14 protein-coding genes are annotated in these 20,455 nt (G+C 52.0%); 11 read left to right on the forward strand and 3 right to left on the reverse strand.

Annotated features, from left to right (window positions below; all coding sequences use genetic code 11):
• Positions 1 to 99 precede the first annotated feature (99 nt).
• Positions 100 to 4,749 carry an S-layer homology domain-containing protein gene (locus tag PAEVO_RS00665; protein ID WP_100535837.1) on the forward strand — a complete coding sequence of 1,550 codons (4,650 nt, stop codon included), beginning with the start codon at positions 100 to 102 and terminating at the stop codon, positions 4,747 to 4,749.
• 342 nt (positions 4,750 to 5,091) lie between these two features.
• Positions 5,092 to 5,199 (forward strand): hypothetical protein, encoded by a 108-nt coding sequence (locus PAEVO_RS34070; protein ID WP_015734120.1) that lies wholly within the window; start codon positions 5,092 to 5,094, stop codon positions 5,197 to 5,199.
• Positions 5,200 to 5,222: 23 nt separating this feature from the next.
• Here PAEVO_RS34070 and PAEVO_RS00670 read toward each other — a convergent pair whose 3' ends face one another.
• Positions 5,223 to 5,984, reverse strand: a complete 762-nt coding sequence (locus PAEVO_RS00670) for an aminoglycoside adenylyltransferase domain-containing protein (RefSeq protein WP_100535838.1) — start codon at positions 5,982 to 5,984, stop codon at positions 5,223 to 5,225.
• A 188-nt stretch (positions 5,985 to 6,172) separates the two neighbouring features.
• On the opposite strand from PAEVO_RS00670, the gene PAEVO_RS00675 reads away from it, so the two are divergent.
• Positions 6,173 to 6,874 carry a 4'-phosphopantetheinyl transferase family protein gene (locus PAEVO_RS00675; RefSeq protein WP_100535839.1) on the forward strand — a complete coding sequence of 234 codons (702 nt, stop codon included), beginning with the start codon at positions 6,173 to 6,175 and terminating at the stop codon, positions 6,872 to 6,874.
• 74 nt (positions 6,875 to 6,948) lie between these two features.
• On the opposite strand, the gene PAEVO_RS00680 is transcribed toward PAEVO_RS00675, so the two are convergent.
• Both PAEVO_RS00680 and PAEVO_RS00685 read right to left on the reverse strand, forming a co-directional pair.
• Positions 6,949 to 8,523, reverse strand: coding sequence for an FAD-dependent oxidoreductase (locus PAEVO_RS00680; RefSeq protein ID WP_100535840.1), 1,575 nt, complete (start codon positions 8,521 to 8,523; stop codon positions 6,949 to 6,951).
• Positions 8,524 to 8,670: 147 nt separating this feature from the next.
• Positions 8,671 to 10,983: an AraC family transcriptional regulator gene (locus PAEVO_RS00685; RefSeq protein WP_207797434.1), complete on the reverse strand. Its 2,313-nt coding sequence runs from the start codon at positions 10,981 to 10,983 to the stop codon at positions 8,671 to 8,673.
• 198 nt (positions 10,984 to 11,181) lie between these two features.
• Here PAEVO_RS00685 and PAEVO_RS00690 point away from each other — a divergent pair, with 198 nt between their 5' ends.
• From PAEVO_RS00690 to PAEVO_RS00725, 8 genes are all read left to right on the forward strand, one after another.
• Positions 11,182 to 12,720 carry an extracellular solute-binding protein gene (locus tag PAEVO_RS00690; RefSeq protein ID WP_100535841.1) on the forward strand — a complete coding sequence of 513 codons (1,539 nt, stop codon included), beginning with the start codon at positions 11,182 to 11,184 and terminating at the stop codon, positions 12,718 to 12,720.
• A gap of 210 nt (positions 12,721 to 12,930) precedes the next feature.
• Entirely contained in the window at positions 12,931 to 14,466 is a 1,536-nt protein-coding gene (locus PAEVO_RS00695) for an extracellular solute-binding protein (RefSeq protein WP_100535842.1), read from the forward strand.
• Positions 14,467 to 14,616: 150 nt separating this feature from the next.
• Positions 14,617 to 15,510 (forward strand): ABC transporter permease, encoded by an 894-nt coding sequence (locus PAEVO_RS00700; protein WP_394057475.1) that lies wholly within the window; start codon positions 14,617 to 14,619, stop codon positions 15,508 to 15,510.
• A 20-nt stretch (positions 15,511 to 15,530) separates the two neighbouring features.
• Positions 15,531 to 16,409, forward strand: a complete 879-nt coding sequence (locus tag PAEVO_RS00705) for a carbohydrate ABC transporter permease (protein WP_071222846.1) — start codon at positions 15,531 to 15,533, stop codon at positions 16,407 to 16,409.
• Between the two features lie 19 nt (positions 16,410 to 16,428).
• Positions 16,429 to 17,865, forward strand: coding sequence for a family 43 glycosylhydrolase (locus PAEVO_RS00710; RefSeq protein WP_100539279.1), 1,437 nt, complete (start codon positions 16,429 to 16,431; stop codon positions 17,863 to 17,865).
• Positions 17,866 to 17,880: 15 nt separating this feature from the next.
• Positions 17,881 to 18,996, forward strand: a complete 1,116-nt coding sequence (locus PAEVO_RS00715; protein WP_100535843.1) for a hypothetical protein — start codon at positions 17,881 to 17,883, stop codon at positions 18,994 to 18,996.
• A 183-nt stretch (positions 18,997 to 19,179) separates the two neighbouring features.
• Positions 19,180 to 19,497, forward strand: coding sequence for a cupin domain-containing protein (locus PAEVO_RS00720; RefSeq protein WP_100535844.1), 318 nt, complete (start codon positions 19,180 to 19,182; stop codon positions 19,495 to 19,497).
• Between the two features lie 79 nt (positions 19,498 to 19,576).
• Positions 19,577 to 20,386, forward strand: a complete 810-nt coding sequence (locus PAEVO_RS00725) for an alpha/beta hydrolase (RefSeq protein ID WP_100539280.1) — start codon at positions 19,577 to 19,579, stop codon at positions 20,384 to 20,386.
• Positions 20,387 to 20,455 lie beyond the last annotated feature (69 nt).

A 20,455-nucleotide genomic window follows, 5' to 3' on the forward strand; every position in this document is an offset into this window, starting at 1 on the left:
CGCAAGCAGCTGCTTTTTCAAAATTCGTAAAGGGGGTGACTGTTGAATCTATATTCACTTGATCGTTCATTCTGAATAAAAGAAGGGTGGTATTTCTTGATGTATCGTTTATTTCGCAGGCGGATCGCGCTGTTTCTCAGTCTGTCGCTGATCGTTTCCCTCCTCGTTCCGGTTGGTTCCTCCGCGTTCGCGGATAACGAAATTTCCCCGGTTCAAAACGCGGGTCCCGAACCGGTTACCCTGATCTCCCAAGGCGGAGAGAGTCTGGAGTTCACGGATATCAACGTGGCGGGCGACACGTTGGAAGGGAATAACGACTATTTGGCGCTGTATACCAGTGGCGCAACGGTTACGGGTTCCGTATATACCGATGAGGTATGGGTGCCTACGCTTCATGTCGCGGTCTCCGTGGATGCGGGTGGTAAAGTACTGGATATCGTTGGACCGGACTCTGATCCTCCGACTTCTTGGGATCCGGGAACGTTGCTTCCAATTCCGGCCGGTGGTTATGTTGTAGTGGCTGGTGGCACCAATGCGTGGGATCAATCTGCTTTTCAGAAACCTCTCTTCAATCATAATAAAACAGGAGATTCGGTGAAGCTGATGCAGGCGGGCAAAGAAGTGACAGCGGCTGATTTCCTGCCGGAGCAGCCGGGTCCGGGGCCGGATCCGCTGCCACCCGAGCTGCATCTGATTACGCAAAATGATACGACCGTGGATATACCGGTCATTGAGATTGCAGGTTTTGTGGCGAACTATGCCGCGGATCAGGATTTAAGCGTAACGGTGAATGGCGATGAGACTGCGCTTACGGCGGAAGGCATGTTTCGCACGAATATTTATTTGGAGCCGGGCCCGAACGCGGCTGAGGTGAAGCTGTTTAAGGGAGACGGCGAATTGGCCGTTCAAACGCTGAACATCGTGTACGAACCGATCGAGAACCAGGATTATATTGAAGTCGAAGCGGCGCCGAAGGATATTACGATCGACATCGAAGGTCCGCGCAAGAAGCTGGACTATGTCGACAAGGATGTCACAGGCGTGCCTAACATCGTGGCGGTGTTTACAAGGGATTATGGCAGCTCCATCACGATTCCCCAGACTAATGTCGCCGTGCAGGTGGATGCCAACAACCGCGTATTGCAGGTGATCAATCCTTCGATCAACGGCAAGCCGCCGGTATGGACCGGACCAACCGAACTTGAAATCCCCGAAGGCGGTTATGTGCTGATGGCACAGGATAACAGCTACGCAGGTAATAACATCAAGCGCTATTTGGCTGAGAATTTTAAGGTCGGGGACATGATCAAGCTGCGGAAGAACGGGGAAGTGGTTCAGGTACGCGACATCATGAGCGGCAATGGCCTCATTGCAAGACTCACGCTGGATAACCAGACGATGTACACCGTAACGGAAGGCAGTACCGCTATCACGGGGCGCATCGACAACATGGACGCCATTACCGCGATCAAACTTCTAGTGAACGGTAACGAGGTTCCTTTTGAAGCGGATGGTACCTTCACCCATAACTACACGTTAACAAGCGGCACCAATTATATCGAAATCAAAGTGTTGAAAAATGACATTGAGCAGGATGTGCGTCATCTTGCGGTGTTTGCAAGACCTGATTTTTCCCCGGAAAAAGAAGTCATCCTCTGGGTAGACCAGGCTTCCAATGCCAGAAAGTTTAAAACGAGCGAGGATGTTTTAGCATTCTTGCAAAAAGCCAAGGAAACGGGTGTTACCTCGGTCGCATTTGATGTGAAGGGCGTTGAAGGTTATGTCTCGTACAAGAAGAACGATTTGACGGGCAGACCTTATGTCAGCGAGATCAAGGCACCCGAAAAAGCAGGCGCAAGTCCGGATCTGGACTTATTGCAGGAGTTCATTGATCATGGTCATGCCTTGGGATTAGAGATTCACGCGGCGATCAACGTATTTGCCGAAGGATCGATCGCCCATAACGAGTATGCGGTTCTGAACGATCATCTTGATTGGGAGGAACGTGTATATTTCGCGGAGAACAATGGCGAGATCAAGCGTCTGCGCGAAAGCAAAAAGCAGGGCTTGGTAGCCTTCGTCAACCCGTCCAATGACGAGGTTCGCAATTATCAGCTTAGAACATTTGAGGAAATCATCAAGAACTATGATGTGGACGGCGTTGTCCATGACCGGAGCCGGTATGACAACGAAGGGGCTGATTTCAGCGACGAAACCCGCGTGAAGTTCGAGCTGTTTTTGCAGGCAAGGGGCAAGCAGCTGGTCAATTGGCCAAACGATATTTTCTATTATGAAAACAATGTTCGGGTATACGGCGACCTGATTCAGGACTGGTGGGAATTCCGCTCGGGCACGATTCAGAGCTTCTTCGGAGAAGTGAAGGATCTGGTGGATTCCTATGAAGTTTCAACAGGCAGAAAGATCGAGGTATCCTCTTATGTTGGATCCTGGTATGAAACGTATTATTTGAACGGCGTGAACTGGGGCAGCAAGAACTTCCGGTTCAATCCCGCGCTCGGCATGCCGGACGAATCGGTGTATACGCCGGAATATTATGAGACCGGGTATATCGAGTATTTGGATTTCCTAATGATCGGGGCTTATCAAACCACAAGCCAGGAAATCCAAAAATACATTACGCTCGGCAATATCGTAACGAACGGGGAAATTCCGCTGTATGCAGGCATTGCCATGAACAATGTGCAGGCGCCGGCCGTTCAGCGCGAAGTGTTCCAGGCGGGGCTGAAGTCCACGAACGGATTGATGCTGTTTGACGCATCCCAGGTCAACTGGCCGATCGCGGCGGCTGCTCTCCAAGATAAGGAGTGGGTGAAGGATTACCAGCTCGGCATGAGCTTGCCGGGAAGTCCGGATTCGTTCCTGGAAGGCAATTTCTATAATATCAACCGGATTGAGGGCAACGTTAATGTGATGACGGAAGCCTTCGGATACTCCACGGGCACGAATCGCTTTGGGGTTGAAGTGGTGGTTGACAACACGGGCCACGTGACCCGGGTGGTCAACCGGAACCAAGCGATCAATTGGAGCTGGGGAGCGCCGGAAGAGAATAACAGCGTTATTCCGCAGGGAGGCTTTGTCATTTCCACCCTGGACCCGTCAGGCACGAGAACGCTGCGTCAGCTTGTGGCCAATGCCTACAATACCGGGGATCAGGTTCGCTCAGCCGTATTAAGCGGGCTGATGGATGACGAGGGCAAAGAGACGCGCGACAGCCAGCTTGCGCTGCAAGGGCTGGTGGAAGTTCTCGGACCCGGCCAAGCGGCCGTGAAGGTGAACGGTGCCGATGCGACCCTGTCGGCGAAAGGTGAATTTACAGCTAATGTGCCTCTGCAAACGGGCGTCAATTCGATTACCGTGGACGTGTTCGTTGACGAATTCAAAACGAACAGCAAAACGTTCGAGGTCATCCGGACTACTACGGGAGACGGCGGATCCGATCCGGGAACTCCGGGCGGAGGATCCGGTTCACCCGGTGGAGGATCGACAACACCACCTCCTAAACCGTCAGAGCCCGAGCGGTTGAGCATCAAGAAAGAGACAGCACCGGGCGGCGGGACGGTCATCGTAGCGGATGCGAGTGAGAAAGGCATGCTCAGGGACGTGGAACGGCTCAGCAAGCTGCCCGCGGCATCACGCGTGCTTACGTATTCGGTGACCGACGCTTCGGATTCCGTTGTTCTTCACTTGCCGGTTCAGGGGTTGAGCGCTGCTGTGAAGGACCTGCCGGGGGGCTCCATCGTGTTGGAATCCTCCCAAGGCCGATTGGAAATTCCGCTGCAGTCGCTAACGGAAGCTATGCAACAGCGGGGTACGGCGGAAAGTCTGCAAATTCGCATCGGTTTAGCTTCGAATGAAGAAGAGGAACGTGTGAAGGCAGCGTTGGAGGCCGGAGCCTCCGTACTGGATGCATCACTTTCCATAAACTTGGCTTGGAAACAGGGAGATACGTTAACTGCGTTGCCGGCGCTTAAGGGACCTTATGCTAAGTTTACCAAGGGACTGTCCAGTGTCGTCAGTCCATCCCAAACGACGGTGCTGCGGATGGATCCGGCATCCGGCAAGCTGGTCTTCGTACCGGCGCTCATTCGCACGTCGAACGGCAAATCCCAAGCGGAGTTTAAGTGGAGGGAAAGCGGCGTTTACTCCGTTGTTTCCCAAGAGAAGACATTTGAGGATTTAAACAGCCATTGGGCCCGCGAGGACGTTTCGCTGCTGGCCTCGAAACAATTAATTGAAGGACTGAGCGTCACGCGTTTTGGTCCGAACGAGCCGATCACGAGAGCCCAGTTCACGGCGATGCTCGTCCGTGCACTCGGATTGAAGGATCAGGGAGCCGAAGCGGGCTTCCAGGACGTGGAGGCAAACGATTGGTATGCAGCCGCTGTTGCTATGGCTGTGGAGCATGGAGTTATCGAAGGCTTCAGCAATGGTACGTTCCGTCCGAACGAGGAGATTACCCGTGAGCAGATGAGTGTCCTGCTGCTCCGTGCACTGAAGCTTGCCGGTACGGATATGGAGACAGGAGATTCGGACTCCATATTGGAAGGATTTAAGGATCGCGAACGCATTGCGTCCTGGTCCGAAGAGGCCGTGTCGGCCATCGTCAAATCAGGGTTGATGGAAGGACGTTCTTCTGACCGGTTCGTACCGGAAGCCCATTCTACCCGGGCTGAAGGCGCAGTCGTATTAACCCGAATGCTGCAGATGGCAGAATTCATTAACCGTTAAAGCTAAAGACCCGTTCGATCCTATCGAACGGGTCTTTGTTATGTACCAGAGAGTTGTACATAACAATCAACAGTATCAGTAAGCAAGTAGAAGTGAGTTAGAAGAACCAACTAAATCTAATTCCAACAGCTATAAATAAAATGATCCAACCCCACAGAACCCATAATCGAAAAGGACGCGGGATAATTAAATATTCCGAATACAGTTTGAGTATAATCTTCAATTTAATCACGTCCTTTTTTGGACTCATGCACATTCTGATCATCATTGCCGAAATGCCCTGTCTAAGGGCATCTGCTTACATAAACTGTACCATACCACTTCGCAAGGAGGTTTATATCGATGAGCTACGATAAATGTTGCTACGGCGGCGGATACGGAACTTCGGTAGGCATTGTTCTGGTATTGTTTATTCTGTTGGTGATTGTATTAAGCACCTTTTGGATTTAAGTCATGGTGAGCATCCTTGTCAATCATAAAGCCTTCCGGATTCGCTCCAGCATATCGCCGGCAAACGCGATGAGACCATCCGGTGCGGATTCCGCAGGTTTCCCGGCTCCGCCGGTATATTGATGCAGGGCATGCTCGATCATCGGGTGATACTGTGAGGGAAGTGCGCGAAGCCCCCATTCGCCTCCTTCTTTTTTGGAGGACACCACGCCTTCCCTCAGATAGTACAGCACCCGGCACAGGTTTAGCGTGTAGTACATAGGGGAGCCAGTGATGTCTTGTACCGCACCCTCCACGTCATGGAGAATGGCTTGTATGTAATGCTCCCGGTCAACGGATGTAAAGACCTCTTGAACCGGTTTGCCGTACAGGGTAATGCCTCGATGATAGATCACGGTGTAATGGGCCGCGAGGTCGGCGTCTAGGGATCCGCCGCATAAGTAATCGTCATCGGCCAAGTACTTCTCCCGATGAAAGGCGGAATAGTGGAACTCGAATGGAGGCGGATAGACGAGCCTCTGCAGACTGGACTCCAGGACAAGGCTGAGTTCCAACCCCTGCTGATTGGGCATATCATCGTGGAACGCTATGATTTTCTTGGCCAGCCGTCTCATATGATCCCGGGTCAGCTTGTCCGCTACGACGAGCAGCAGATCGATATCGCTTGTGTCCGGGTTGAAGCAGCCCATAGCTAACGAGCCATGTAAGTAAATGCCGACCAGATTGTCGCCGAGCTCCTCCTTAAACAAGTCGACCGCTTGATCCAAAATCCATTGCGTGTCCAATCGAATACCTACCTTTCACTCTGTATGATATTCATCCATTATGTTCGGGAATTCTTTCCCTTGTCAATCCATCGATCCGTTCGTCCGTTTATATTTGCAATGGCGGCAGGGAGCCTAAGGCAAGCAGGGGAATTGAATGTGCATATCGAAGTGAACAGGGGACTAAGTTTTAGTGAAAGGACGGAGTTATGGATACTTTTCATGCTGACCAACCAAGCCATATTGAAGTATATGCAATTCAGAATTCGGACCAAATTCGCGATGAGACGTTCCGTGTCTTGTTCCATACGTTATCGCCCGATCGACAGGACTATGTGTCCAAATTCAGAAGAGCGAGTGATTACCAACGATCAGTGCTTGGTGATGCCATGGTCTATCGAATCCTTCGGGATAAACTGGGTCTTGATCCGAAGAATATAGAAATCGTAAGGAACGCATATGGCAAGCCATTCTTAAAGGATCATGACAACCTGCATTTTAACGTCTCCCATTCCGGGCATTGGATCGTGTGCGCCGTTAGCCACGAGCCGGTTGGGATTGATGTGGAGAAAATAGAGGCCATCGATATGGATATCGCTAAACGCTATTTCCATAAAACCGAGTTTAACTCGCTGCTAAGCTGTGATCCTTCCGTCCGGCTTTCCCGCTTCTTTGATTTATGGACGTTAAAGGAAAGCTATATCAAGGCCGTTGGCAAAGGCCTTCATTTGCCTTTGGATTCTTTTGCTTTGGCGCTGCAAGAAGGCGAGTGGGATCCTATTGTTGGGGAGGACGGAGAGACCTACTATTTTAAACAGTATGCGGTGGAAGAAGGTTACAAGCTGTCGGTCTGCGGCATTAGCCGTCATTTCCCTAAGAACGTCCATTTCGTAACTGCTGAGGAGTTATGAACGGAACTAGAAAAAACCAGCCTGAGGACGATGCCCATGAGCTGGTTTTTTGGCATTTCTATTGTAGCTGATGATCATACAGGCCGCAGTGCCGGCCATGCCAGCTCGATGCCTTCGCTAACGAGCCTTTGCTGGAAGCTGGCCAGCCTTTCTTCATCGCTGCGCACATCCGTCGGCAGAATATCATGGTCCAGGCAATAGCTGACGCAGTATCCTGCGGCCTCGCCGATGTTCCACTCTACGGGATGCAGCCGGTAGCAGCCGTTCGTAATGTGGGTGACCCCGATGTTTTTGCTGGCAGCCAGCACATTCTTCATCCGTTTCGGAATTAAGCTGCCCAGCGGGATTTGGAACGGCAGGGACGAGATATCAATGTAAGGGCGCTCGCCCGTGCTCGGATGCAGATCGATACGGTAACAGCCGATGCCGACGGAATCAGGGAACGTTTCCGAAGCTCCGTCCGGCCGCGATTCGGTTGCCACATGCTGTTCCAGCACCGTAAACTCGGCCTGAATTCTTCTCGACTCACGGATATAAGGATACATCGCCATGCCGTCTTCCGTTCCGACCACATCGGGACGCAGGCGCAGCCCCGGGTAACCCTGCCCGCCATCCGGTCGCGGCACTTCGGTCTGCAGCCAATACAGCAGGGACAAGCTAAGCTGCTTGGCTTGGTAGATATGATGGTCAGCCTCTTCCTTCGGAACATCGATAATGGAGCCCAGCCAGTAGTCGTTCTGCGGCCAGTTCACTAGAGACACCGAGCTTTCGAACGTACCTTCGGCGAAATGCTTGGGATCCAGGATTTGCCTGTATTGATAGAGCGGGAACTTGCCATGTCCCGGGAATATCTCATACTCGATCGGCTCATTCGTGGACGGCTTGACGGCGGTCAGGCTTAACAGTTTATCCGGCCAGAATTCGGGTTTATATTCCCGCCAAAAATCGTAAAGGGCAGGCTTCTCGATGGTGTGGTCCTCACCCTCCAGATAATCCACGGCAAAACAATACGTGAAGCCCTGCATGTCCTGCGGCAGCGGATCGCCTTCAACGGCATGCGGCTCCCCTGTCTGGGACTTGGACTCGGCGCCGGTAACATACTCGATACCCGCCAGCGGAAGCAAATCGCCGAGCTCGGTGGCATCCACGAAGAACGGGGCGCGGAGCGCGATTTGATCCTGCGTTTCAAGATGACGAACGGTTACGCTGTTCACGCGATCCCCTGAAACGTCGGCAGACTCCGCCGCATACTGATACAGGATCGTAAGCCGTCCGCTATGAATGTACGGGGCCAGCATTTGATGCAGCACGGCGAGAGCCGTGCGCGGCTCATGGCACAGCCGGCTGACGATGCCGCTGCCGGGGTTCAATTGAACATTGGATCTGGCCTTGGGCGTCATGGGGAAAAAATCGCGGTAGTACTGGCGGACACCTTCGCGGAACTGCCGGTAGCTGCGCGTGCAGCCAAAGGATTCAATCCACGGATGCTCGTCGGGCGGAACCGCCTGGCTGGTTAGCTGTCCCCCGATCCAAGTGGTCTCTTCGGTCATGATGACCGTCTTTCCTGATTTAGCGGCGGCAAGTGCGGCGGCTGTTCCTCCGGTCCCGCCGCCGAGAATGACGATATCGGCCTGCATTTCTCGTATCATTGACAGATTCTCCTTTTGGGATAGTTTCATAAATGATCAACAAGATCAGCACAACAAGTGACTATTTCTAATTGTAGATGCTTACCCTTAGGAAAAGTACGGGAAACAGGTGACCTTTTTTGGTAATCTGATGCCGTTTTACAAGGTTTATTGTCCGGTTTTGTATTTGCCGCGATATTGCCCGGGTGTCATCCCCTCCAGCTTACGGAAGGACCGGATAAAGTTCTGCGAATTGTTGTAACTCAGCTTCTCCGCAATATCCTTAATGGGCATATCGGTTTCAACAAGCCATTTTTTGGACATTTTGAAGCGGTATTGGGACAGGTATTCGCTGAAGGACATATTGGTTTCCTTCTTGAACACGCTGCTTAGATAAAAATTGTTGTAATGGAGGCGCGAAGCACATTCCTCGAGCGTAATATTGCGGTCAAACTCATTGCGGATGATCTCGATCATCTGCTCGGAGAGATTCTGGTATTGAGAGTCCTGGCGGTCCCGGAATACACTCACCATCGGCCGGATAATCCGGGATTTAAACCAGCTTTCGATATCGGGATTGGTGTAGAGTCGAAGAAGCTCCTCCACGAGAGAGCTGTCCCGGATGTCGAGCTGCTCCAGCATGATGCCATTCTCCTGCATCACGATCATCAGATCATTCAACAGCCGGATGAGTGAGATTTGATAATCATGCGGGGTCCGATCCTTGCGAAACACTTCGTGCAGCCACTGCTTCAGAAGCTCTACGGCCCGATCTTCATCAGCCAGCTTGATGGCATCAATCAGCTCGTTCTCCACCTGCATCGGGTAGAAATAGACCCGGGTATGCTTGCCGGAGTTCAGGCTGAAATAAGGGATGATGACGCCGGTACCCAGCTTGATGCGGTGTTTAAGGGCTTCAAGCCCTTCTTGGTAGGCGCGTGACGTTTTGGATAGGTTCTCGTATGGCAAACTGATGCCAATGCTGACCTCCAGATCGAGAAAACTGCGCGTCGTCTTCTGGATCTCCTCCGATAACGTATAGATATAGTCATTGAATTCTTCCAGCGTGATACCGCCTCGTCCGATGAGCGTAACCTGTGTGAGATCGATAATGACGGAGGGGAGACGATGGGAGGAGGGGATCATCTCCTCAATGATATTGTTGACGGCAAAGAGCAGCAGATCCCTATCCTTGCGTTCATAGCGGGTTTCGTCCAGCATGTCGATCTGGAGGGTGAATACCGCCAGCCGTTCCCATGCGGACACTTGCTCCTTGAAGCCGAACAGCTCGATCTGTTCCATTACTTCGGGCGGACTGATCTTGCCCAGGAACAGTTTATGGAGGAAAAAGGTGCGCACCTGCTGGCTGGTCTGCCGAAGCTCGCTGCGGAGCTTGGTATTCGAATGGAACATATCCCGGATATGTTCATCGATGATTTGCAGCTCGCTCTTTTTATTCGCTTGAATTTCCGGCAGGCGCTCCACGATATTTTCAAAAATGTGCCGGATAGGCGTGTACATCTTCCGCGTTCCAAGCCATACCAGCAGAATGCTGAAACCGATCATCAGCAGGCAGATATACAGTGTAAACCAGCCGATGGAGCGGGACTCCTTGGTAATGGCGGACATTTCGGTAAAGGAGGCATACAGCCAGCCGTTAAAATCGGACCGGACGTACGTAACGGACACCGGCTTGTTGTCAATCTTCGTCTCGAACTGCCCCGATTTATTGTCAAAATGGTCCAGCTCTGCCTCTGCATACCCGGTATCGGTCAGATATTGCCCAAGCTTTCCTTGCTCGGGATGTACGACGATCCGGTAATTGTGGTCCAGAACCATCACCTCCCGGGGTTCGGAAGGGGTATCCATCATAGCCGCGAGACTGCAGCTGGGAATGGTGGCGAGTGCGACACCCCGGGCGCTGGAGGAGGAGAGCGGCATTTTCTTCACAAGCGCAATCGTGTAGGGGCAGGCATAACTGAGCGTATCGCTGGATCCGAGGGATTCCGTCTCAAGCATCACCCAATTGGAGTTCCCTTGAAGCTCCATGAGTGTCAGAAGCGTATCCTTGGAAGCGTATTCATTAAATTCGTACATGCCCCGGTTATTGATCAGCCAGTTGGTTGTTGTATTCGCAAGGATGACATCCGTAACCTTGGTTTCGGGAGATTGCAGCAGACTCATCTCTTCTCTCAGTTTGTTATACAATTGGAAGTCATAGTAAGACAGGGGCCGATACAATGCGCTTTGCAGAATATTCGAATTAATGACGTAATTCAGTGTATAGTCCACGGTCCGCAGCACCTGTTCGAGATTGCTGTTTGTTTGATTCATAATCTGGATATTGCTGCTGTTTACGTGGTTTTGTACGGAGGTGGATGATTTCATGAACGAGAAGAAGCCGAGGGCCACAAGAGGAATGATGCTGATGAAACAGCCGAACAGGACCATTTTAGAATAAAAGCTACTTTTTGGATGCAATAGGTACACCTTCCTGTTTAACAAAGTGTATAATCATTGTATGGGCAACCCGGGTTACATTCAATAATCATTTCAAAAAGAATAATCACTGTATTTGATCATCATGGCTTGTCATGAAAAAAGATGTACATATGTTAAAATCATCCCAACCACATAGGAACCGCAAGAAACATGGGGGAACGGAGGTAGAACGGATTCATGACCCGTCTGTCTAACTATGTCATTCTTACGCTCGCTATCCTGATGGTGTCGGCTGCGTGCATCAGCATGGCCCGATCATCGGGAGCGGATGGCGGAAGTACGTCTTCTGATCGCAAAACCAGCATTTCGATTATGGCCAACCTGCACACCGCTGAGGTTCCCTCCGATCGGATCGAGAAATGGATAGAGGAAAAAACGGGTGTTCAGCTCAACATTCAGTGGGTACCCGACGGGAGTTATGATGAGAAGGTGTTTGCTTCGCTTGCAACGGGGACTTTGCCGCAAGCACTGTATCTTAAGAATGCCGCATCCTTGTCCTATTTCAGGGACGAGATTCGGAGCGGGCAATTCTGGGAAATCGGCCCTTATCTTAAGGACTATCCGAATTTGCAGAGATTGAAGCCCGAGGTTTTGAAGAATACGGCTATAGACGGTAAACTGTACAGCCTGTATCAGGAGCGAGCCTTAGCCCGTTCAGGCATCATTTACCGTAAGGACTGGTCAGATCGGCTGGGGCTGCCGGCACCGGAAACGCTTGATCAATTATATGAAATGTTGAAAGGGTTTACATATGAGGACCCTGACAACAACGGTATCGATGACACCATAGGTTTGACGGATCGCAACGATTTGATCTACGGGGCTTTCAAGACGATCAGCTCCTATTATGGAACACCGAACCATTGGGGATGGTATAACGATTCATTGCAGCCGGAGTTCGTCTTTCCACAGTATATGGAAACGATGAAGTTCTTCAAGAAGCTTCATAGCGAGGGACTGATAAATGAAGACTTCCCGATTACCAGCAAAACCGACCAGCAGGAGCTGTTCGTAACGGGAAAAGCCGGCGTCTATATCGGCGCGATGGGGGACGTCCTGTCCCTGGAGTCAAGGCTGCTGGCGAATGATCCCAAGGCAGTGCTGGATGTTCAGAACCGGATTCTCGGACCCGATGGGTACAGGATTTGGGCTTCGCAGGGGTACGGAACGGTCATCTTGTTTCCGAAGACCGCCATTGCCACGGAAGAGGAATTGAAGAGTGTGCTCTCCCTCTATGATGCGCTGATGCGTCCCGAGCTTGCGAATCTGATGTATTGGGGAATCGAAGGGACTCACTATACCGTTCAAGATAACAAAGCGATGGCGGTGGATGCTTTTGAGCTGAGGGAAAAGGACGTAAAGCCTTACCAGGCTTTGATGGCCGGAGGCTTCAGCACCATACCGGGCATGCTGCAGCCGGTTAACACGAATCAGGTGAAGGATAAGGCCGAGCGGCTGATTTATGATAACGAAAGCTTCCTCGTCTATGATCCCACCGCACCGCTGGAATCTCCGCTGTATAACGAGATCGGCGTCAGATTGAATGAACGCATGCGGGATGCGACCTATCAATTCATGCTCGGGATGATCGATGAGCAGGGCTTTGAGGCCGAGACCGACCGTTGGCTGGAAGAGGGGGGCCGCCAAATTATCGAGGAATATAATACTTCATACCAAAGCACGGCCGGACCATATTTGCATGAGCAATACCGCTAGGGGATGGATATCCCCAGCGGTATTTTTTGTTGTGCCATGCATGATCAATCTCATTGACAACATAATCATTAGATTTGATTCCACGGCATTCCATGCCGGACGCGACCGAACTCCCCATATCCAATCTCAGGATTATATACGTACCGGGCTTCCGTCATCTAAGCTGTTTCTTGTCAGTCCATATTCAAATTTAAAAACGGAGGTCAGAAGATGAAGAAGAAGAAAGCCAGTACCATCCTGGCAATTGTAACCGCTTTATCCGTGTTGGCGGGCTGTGGCGGCAACTCCGCTCCTGCAGCAACCGGCAGCTCAAATGGCAGTCCAGCGCAAGGCGAGAAAGCGAGCGATCCGGTAACCATCTCGATTATGGCCAACCTCCATACTCCTGAAGTTCCCTCCGACATGATTGAGAAGCTGCTGGAAGAGAAAACAGGCACCAAGCTTGACATTCAGTGGGTGCCGGACGGCACTTATGATGAAAAGGTGAATGCATCCTTTGCAACCGGAACGCTGCCGCAGGTGACGTACCTGAAGAATGCTGCCTCGCTTGTGAATATGCGTGATGCGATCCGCAACGGGCAATTTTGGGAAATTGGGCCATTGCTGGATCAGTACCCGAACCTCAGCAAGCTGAAACCCGAGGTGTTAAAGAACACGGCGGTGGACGGCAAAATCTATGCGCTGTACCGTGAAGTGCCTTTGTCGCGCCAGGGCATCATTTACCGCAAGGATTGGGCCGACAAGCTTGGGCTCAGCGCTCCGACCAATGTGGACGATTTCTATAATATGTTGAAGCAGTTTAAGGAGAAGGACCCTGACGGCAATGGCAAAGACGACACCATTCCGCTCACGGACCGGAATGACCTGATCTATGGCGCGTTCAAAACGATTAGCTCGTGGCTCGGCACACCGAATAACTGGGGCGAGAAGGACGGCAAGCTGGCTCCCGAATTTATGTTTCCCGAATATCTGGAGACGATGAAATTCTTCAAGAAGCTTCACCAGGAAGGCCTGATCAATCAGGATTTCCCGGTTACCAGCAAAACCGACCAACAAAATCTGTTCATTACCGGCAAGTCGGGCGTTTATATCGGAGCGATGGGGGACGTATCCAGCCTGCATCCCAAGGTCGTCGAAGTGAATCCGGATGCGGAGCTTGATGTTCAGAATAAAATCGAGGGAGGACCGAACGGCTTCGGGATCTGGTCTGTGCCCGGCTATGGTTCGGTGATTCTCTTTCCGAAAACGGCCATCAAATCGGAGGAGGAGCTGAAAGGAGTGCTTGCCTTCATGGATCAGTTGATGAGCCCGGAGCTCGGCAACCTGATTTATTGGGGCGTGGAAGGACAGCACCACAAGCTGGAGGAAGGCAAGGTCGTTCCTTCGGAGGACGTCAAGCTGACCGATCGTGAAGTGAAGCCGTACCAAGCCATGCAGGTCGGCGGGCCGTTAACGATTGAAGGTTTTTATGAACCGAAGCACTTGCTCCCTGTTAAAGCGAAATCCGAGGAAATGATCACGGAAAACAATGATTATCTCATTGAGGATCCTTCGGCTTCGCTGGATTCCAAGACGTTTAACGAAAAGGGCGTCCAACTGCAGGAGATGATTAAAGACGGCACGTATCGATTTATGCTTGGCGATATCGATGAGGCCGGATTCCAGGCGGTCGTGGATAACTGGCTTAAGAGCGGCGGTCAGCAAATCATCGATGAGTTCAACGTATCCTACGAATCATCCAAATAACGAACATGCCAGCATCCCGAATGGCCGGGGACTGCGATGCTGCAGTTTCCGGCAGGCTTCGGGACAGAAAGGAAGTCTGAGATCATGAGCGAAACCGCAGTGAAGACCGGGATGAGCAAGAGCGCCCCCAAAATACCGGAGTCCGGTCGAATGAGAAGAATAATAAAAAACCGGGCGATCTACCTCATGATACTTCCGGGATTTTTATACTTCCTGATCTTTAAATACATCCCGATGTCGGGATTGATTATAGCCTTCCAGGATTATCAGGCTTATCTTGGCGTCACGGGCAGTCCCTGGGTGGGGCTCAAGCATTTTGAGCGGCTGTTTACCGAGCCGATGTTCTTCACGATTTTGGGCAACACGCTGCTGCTGTTTTTCTTGAACCTGGCATTCTATTTTCCCGTGCCGATTATCCTCGCCTTGATGCTCAACGAGGTCCGGCGCGAAGTATTTAAACGTTTTATCCAGACGCTGGTGTACATTCCCCACTTTATGTCTTGGGTCATTATCGTATCCATTTCGTTTGTCATGCTCTCGATGGATCGCGGAATCATTAATGAATTGCTGGTTATGGCCGGATTCGAAAAAATCAATTTCCTGATGAGCAGCGAATGGTTCAGGCCGATGTATGTCATGCAGATCATCTGGCGGGAGGCAGGCTGGGGCACGATCATCTATTTGGCCGCCATGGCGGCGATTGATCCCGGTTTATACGAAGCGTCCCGGATTGATGGAGCCAGCCGCTTTCGGCAAATGTGGCATATTACGCTTCCTTCGATTCGAAGCGTGATCGTCGTTTTGTTGATTTTGAAAATCGGCGATGTGCTGGAACTTGGGTTCGAACATATCTATCTCCTCTTAAACTCGATGAACCGGGATGTGGCGGAGATATTCGATACGTATGTTTATACCGCAGGTCTTAAGCAAGGACAGTTCAGCTTCAGTACGGCGGTCGGGTTCTTTAAATCGCTGATCGGTCTCATTCTGGTGATGCTGGCCAATTGGCTGGCCAAAAAAGCCGGAGAAGAAGGCATCTATTAACTACAGAAAGGTGGATCGCTATGGTACAAGATAAAACGATATCGAGCCGAATCTTCGATATTGTAAACTATACGCTGCTGTTGATCATCGGCCTGGTTACCATCCTGCCTTTCCTGCACGTCATCGCGGGATCCTTCACAACCGTGACGGAGCTGGCGCAGAAGCAGTTTGTCCTGTTTCCGACCGTTTGGTCACTTGATGCCTACAAATATGTATTTTCAACCAATACGGTGTTTCGCTCGCTTGGCGTTTCCGTGGGCGTCACCTTCCTGGGCACCTTGTTCAGCATGCTGCTAACCTGCCTGATGGCTTACGGACTGTCGCGCAGAGATCTGGATGGCCGTAATTTCATCATGTTCATGGTATTGTTCACGATGCTGTTCAGCGGCGGAATGATCCCTACGTTTCTCGTGGTGAAGGAGATGGGGCTGATCGATACGTATGCGGCGCTGATTGTCCCGACGGCGATCAATGCCTTCAATCTCATCATCATGCGAAACTTCTTTCAGAACCTGCCTGAGGGACTGGAGGAATCCGCGAAGATCGACGGGGCCGGCGATTGGGGCATCCTGTTCCGAATCGTGATTCCGCTGTCGATGCCTGCCATTGCAACCATATCGCTCTTTTATGCGGTGACCTACTGGAACACGTATATGTCAGCGATTTTGTACCTGAATGATGCGGCCAAATGGCCCGTGCAGGTCATTCTGCGGCAGATCGTCATCCTTGCCAGCGGTTTGGCAGCGGACACCTCCGGCATGGACGAATTCGTCCGGCCGCCGGAGCAGACGGTGAAGATGGCAGTTATCGTCATTGCCACGCTGCCGATTCTGTGCGTGTATCCGTTCCTGCAGAAGCATTTTGCGAAGGGTGCGCTGCTGGGATCCATCAAAGGATAGAGAGGAGTGAGGCAAGGTGTTGGAAAAGAAACGGTATGCGCCAATCATTGCCGGCAATTATGCCGACCCGTCGGTCATCCGGGTCGGCGAGGATTATTACATGACGCATTCCTCCTACAAGCTGACGCCCGGACTCGTCATTTGGCATTCGCGCGATCTGCTGAATTGGAGCCGAGTTGGGGCTGCGCTGCCTCATTACGAGGGTGATGTATGGGCACCGGACTTCGTTGCGCATAACGGCATGTATTATATTTATTATCCGGCGGGGCGCACGAACTGGGTCGTAACGGCGTCCAGTCCGGCGGGACCTTGGAGCAAACCGATCAATCTGGGGATCAAGGGAATCGATCCGGGGCATACGGCAGGACCGGACGGAAAGCGTTATTTGCATATGTCGGGCGGTGATTTTGTAGAGCTTACGGCGGACGGACTCGCGGTCGCAGGCGAAGTCAGACATGTGTATAACGGCTGGCGGTATCCGGACGATTGGGTCGTGGAGGCTTACAGCCTGGAGGGGCCGAAGATTACCGTTCATGATGGATATTACTACCTGACAGTGGCCGTCGGGGGGACGGCCGGCCCGCCTACAAGCCATATGGCCGTGTCATCAAGATCCAGAACGCCATGGGGCCCCTGGGAGCACTCTCCGTACAACCCGATCATCCATACGGAGTCCAGGGATGAGCCCTGGTGGTCCAAAGGACACGCCTCGTTAATCGACACCCCTGACGGCCAGTGGTGGATGGTCTACCATGCTTATGCGGGCGGGTTCCATTCGCTGGGCAGGCAGACCTTGCTTGAACCGATTGAATGGACTTCTGACGGATGGTTTCGAGCTGCGGGAGGCCGTGAGGGACTTGACCAGCACGATCGGCAGCGTTACGAAGGAGAAACCAATGTTGTGCAGCAAGGAGTTTCATTCAGGGATACCTTTGCCGGACCTGAGCTGGGTCTGCATTGGCAGTGCGAAGGCGTGGAGCCTTCCGCCCGGTTCCGTTCGGGGAATCAGGAACTGGTTGCCGAGGCAGCATCCGAGGAAGCAAAGGCTTCCCCACTGCTTTATGTGGCGGGTCATGAACGTTATTCGGCAGAGGTCGAGATGATCGTGGAGGGCCCGGCAGAAGGCCGCCTGCTGCTCTACTATAACGATGCGGCATATCTTGGTATGGGAGTCAACGAGCGCGGAGTCCGGCATTTCCGGTCATTCAAGGGCTATGGCACGATGCCGAACGATCAGCGCAGGGCATTTTTGCGATTGGTAAACGATAAGCATATCGTTTCATTCTTTTACAGCTTCGATGGGTTCGAATGGCACCGATACGACAAAGTGGTGGATGTTTCAGGGTTTCATCACAACACGTTTGGCGGGTTTCAGAGCCTCCGCATCGGACTGGATGCTATCGGTAAAGGCAGGGTAATTTTTCGGAATTTTTCATATAACGTCATAAAGAGCTGAAAGAAGGGATAGGGCATGACACAGCGATTAGAGGACGTTCTGGAGGGTGGCGACGGACTGTTCGAAGGATTCTTCGAATGGCTTGAGGGACAATATGACGCTGCTTCCGGCGGTTTTTATTATGCCCGCAGTTCCAGGGATTCCGGGACGTTCACGCCGGACATCGAATCGACAGCGCAAGCTTTGGGTATTATCGAGCGCTGCGGGCTTCAGCAAAGGCTGGCCGATGATATTAAGACGGGTATCGTGCGTTTTTTTCAGTCTAAGCAAGACCCTGCGACGGGGTATTTCTATGATGCCGATCCCAGGATGAGAAAAGACGATGTGATGGTGGGACGTGCACTTGGCTACAGCGTAGGAGCACTTCGCAAGTTGGGTGCAGCCCCTTTGCATCCGCTGCCGGGCAATCGAAATATGGCTCCGGCATACTGCCGTTCTCCCGAGGCTTATGCGGAGTGGCTGCGTTCGATCAGTCTTGCGAACAGCTGGCGCGGCTGCGACCGGCTGTGTAACTCGGCCCCTTATTTATCCCAAATGCCGCAGGATGATAGGGAGCCGTTTTTGCATGAGGCGCTGTCGTATTTTGCGAGTATTCAAGATCCGGCGACGGGGCTATGGGGCGAAGGTACCCTTTATGTGCGAATATCGGGAACCTTCAAGCTGTTAACGTTCTATAACCGATTTCAAGCACCCCTGCCTCGGACTGCGGAAATATACCGATCCCTGCTCCACGCCCTACGGAACGAGGAGGCGGTTGATATGTGTTATATCCGGAACCCGATCAGCCTCCTGACATCGATGAAGCTGCGCATTCCGGAGGAGGACGTTCTGGAGATCGCGGAAATCACCATATGGAATATGGCGCGGCTCAAGCGGGCGGACGGGGGATTTTCCAGGGAGATCGATCATTCCCCGCCGGCACCCAATGTGGCCCAAGTGAAGCAAGGTGAGTATTATCCTGACATGCCGGAGGCGGTTCCGCTGGGCAGAGGTGAGGTTGAAGGGGACATGAATGCGGGAACGCAGGCGATTCTTATCCGCTATTCGCTGCGTGAACTCGGGGGGATGCAGGAACGAAAGCTGGATATTCCCGATTCTGTGTTCTCATCCCTACATAGCAGATACGTGTAGATCATGTATGCGTCAGTACCCTCTAAATAAATGTTATCACTCAGTCGAGATGACTTTTCTGAATTTTATGACATGGATAATAGGAATACGCAGACTCTTCGGCGAAGAAGTTATGAAGGGTCTTTAATTTAATGAACCGATAAACGCGAAAATTCGGAGTTTGATTAGCAGAGGAGGAGGATCATGGCGGAAATCGGAGTTTGGGAACAAGCGGAGCCCGGGGTGACAAGGAAGGTGTTTAAACCCGGGACCGGGCTGATGATGATGGAGGTGCATTTTGAAGAAGGGGCGGAAGGTGCACTGCACAGCCATCCCCATGAGCAGATGAGTTACTGTCTGAAGGGCGCCATCGAATTTTATATCAACGGTGAGACGACCCTGGTGCATCAGGGAGATACGATCATCATTCCCGGCGGAGCGGAGCATGGGGTAAAAGCACTGGAACCCTCTGCTCTTTTGGATGCGTTTACACCGCTGAGACTGGATTTGCTTGGTTCCTGAGTGGCTAAAGCTGAAGGAAATGAAGAAATGAATGAATAAATAAACGACTTGATATGAGAGACAGAAAGGAATGGATATGATGAAGCTTTGGGAACGGGATATTCCCGGACATGAGTCGGTGGAAGAGACATTCACACCCTACATGACACCTTATCTATTGCAAAATGAAACGCCTCACGGGGCAGTGCTTGTGCTTCCGGGCGGCGGATACGGGGGGCGCGCGGATCATGAGGGCGGTCCGATTGCCTTGTGGCTGAATTCGATTGGTCTATCGGCCTTTGTCGTTCATTACCGTGTTGCCCCTTATCGGCATCCCTATCCGCTGGGCGATGCACAGCGTGCAGTCCGGCTTGTAAGGCATAACGCCAAGGAATGGAACATCGATCCGGACCGCATCGGAATCCTCGGATTCTCAGCCGGCGGACATCTCGCGGCGAGCGCCAGCACGCATTTCGATGAAGGAAATCCGGAGGCCGTGGATGCTGTGGACCGGCAGAGCTCCCGCCCGAACGCTTCCATTCTCTGTTACCCGGTCATATCATTTAAGGATTATTACCATGAGGGCTCCATGACCAATTTGTTGGGGGAGGACCCGCCGGAAGAGTTGAGAAATGCGTTGTCTCTCGAGCTTGCGGTAAAACCGGACACCCCTCCGTCATTTCTGTGGCATACCGCGGACGATGGCGCGGTTCCGGTCGAGAACAGCCTGATGTATGCCGGATCACTAAGCCAGCAGCGCATTCCGTTTGAGCTTCATGTTTTCCCGGAAGGCCGGCATGGCCTTGGCCTTGCGGATGAAGACGCCAGTGTTTCGCAATGGACGGGCCTGTGCGCGGGGTGGCTGCAGAAGATCGGATTCCTGTCGCAAGCGGTCGTTCAGGGAAGGTAGACGGATGCAGCTAAATTGAACCCATGAAAAAAACAAGCTCATCTGAAAAATCATTCAGATGAGCTTGTT

This window comes from Paenibacillus sp. GM2FR, assembly GCF_002803325.1.
Lineage (GTDB): Bacteria > Bacillota > Bacilli > Paenibacillales > Paenibacillaceae > Paenibacillus_AQ > Paenibacillus_AQ lautus.

Bases quoted from the DNA above. Each gene is read 5' to 3' on its own strand.
- PAEVO_RS00665 (WP_100535837.1), top strand. From the start codon at position 100: ATGTATCGTTTATTTCGCAGGCGGATCGCGCTGTTTCTCAGTCTGTCG.
- PAEVO_RS34070 (WP_015734120.1), top strand. From the start codon at position 5,092: ATGAGCTACGATAAATGTTGCTACGGCGGCGGATACGGAACTTCGGTA.
- PAEVO_RS00675 (WP_100535839.1), top strand. From the start codon at position 6,173: ATGGATACTTTTCATGCTGACCAACCAAGCCATATTGAAGTATATGCA.
- PAEVO_RS00680 (WP_100535840.1), bottom strand. From the start codon at position 8,523: ATGATACGAGAAATGCAGGCCGATATCGTCATTCTCGGCGGCGGGACC.
- PAEVO_RS00690 (WP_100535841.1), top strand. From the start codon at position 11,182: ATGACCCGTCTGTCTAACTATGTCATTCTTACGCTCGCTATCCTGATG.
- PAEVO_RS00695 (WP_100535842.1), top strand. From the start codon at position 12,931: ATGAAGAAGAAGAAAGCCAGTACCATCCTGGCAATTGTAACCGCTTTA.
- PAEVO_RS00700 (WP_394057475.1), top strand. From the start codon at position 14,617: ATGAGAAGAATAATAAAAAACCGGGCGATCTACCTCATGATACTTCCG.
- PAEVO_RS00705 (WP_071222846.1), top strand. From the start codon at position 15,531: ATGGTACAAGATAAAACGATATCGAGCCGAATCTTCGATATTGTAAAC.
- PAEVO_RS00715 (WP_100535843.1), top strand. From the start codon at position 17,881: ATGACACAGCGATTAGAGGACGTTCTGGAGGGTGGCGACGGACTGTTC.
- PAEVO_RS00720 (WP_100535844.1), top strand. From the start codon at position 19,180: ATGGCGGAAATCGGAGTTTGGGAACAAGCGGAGCCCGGGGTGACAAGG.
- PAEVO_RS00725 (WP_100539280.1), top strand. From the start codon at position 19,577: ATGAAGCTTTGGGAACGGGATATTCCCGGACATGAGTCGGTGGAAGAG.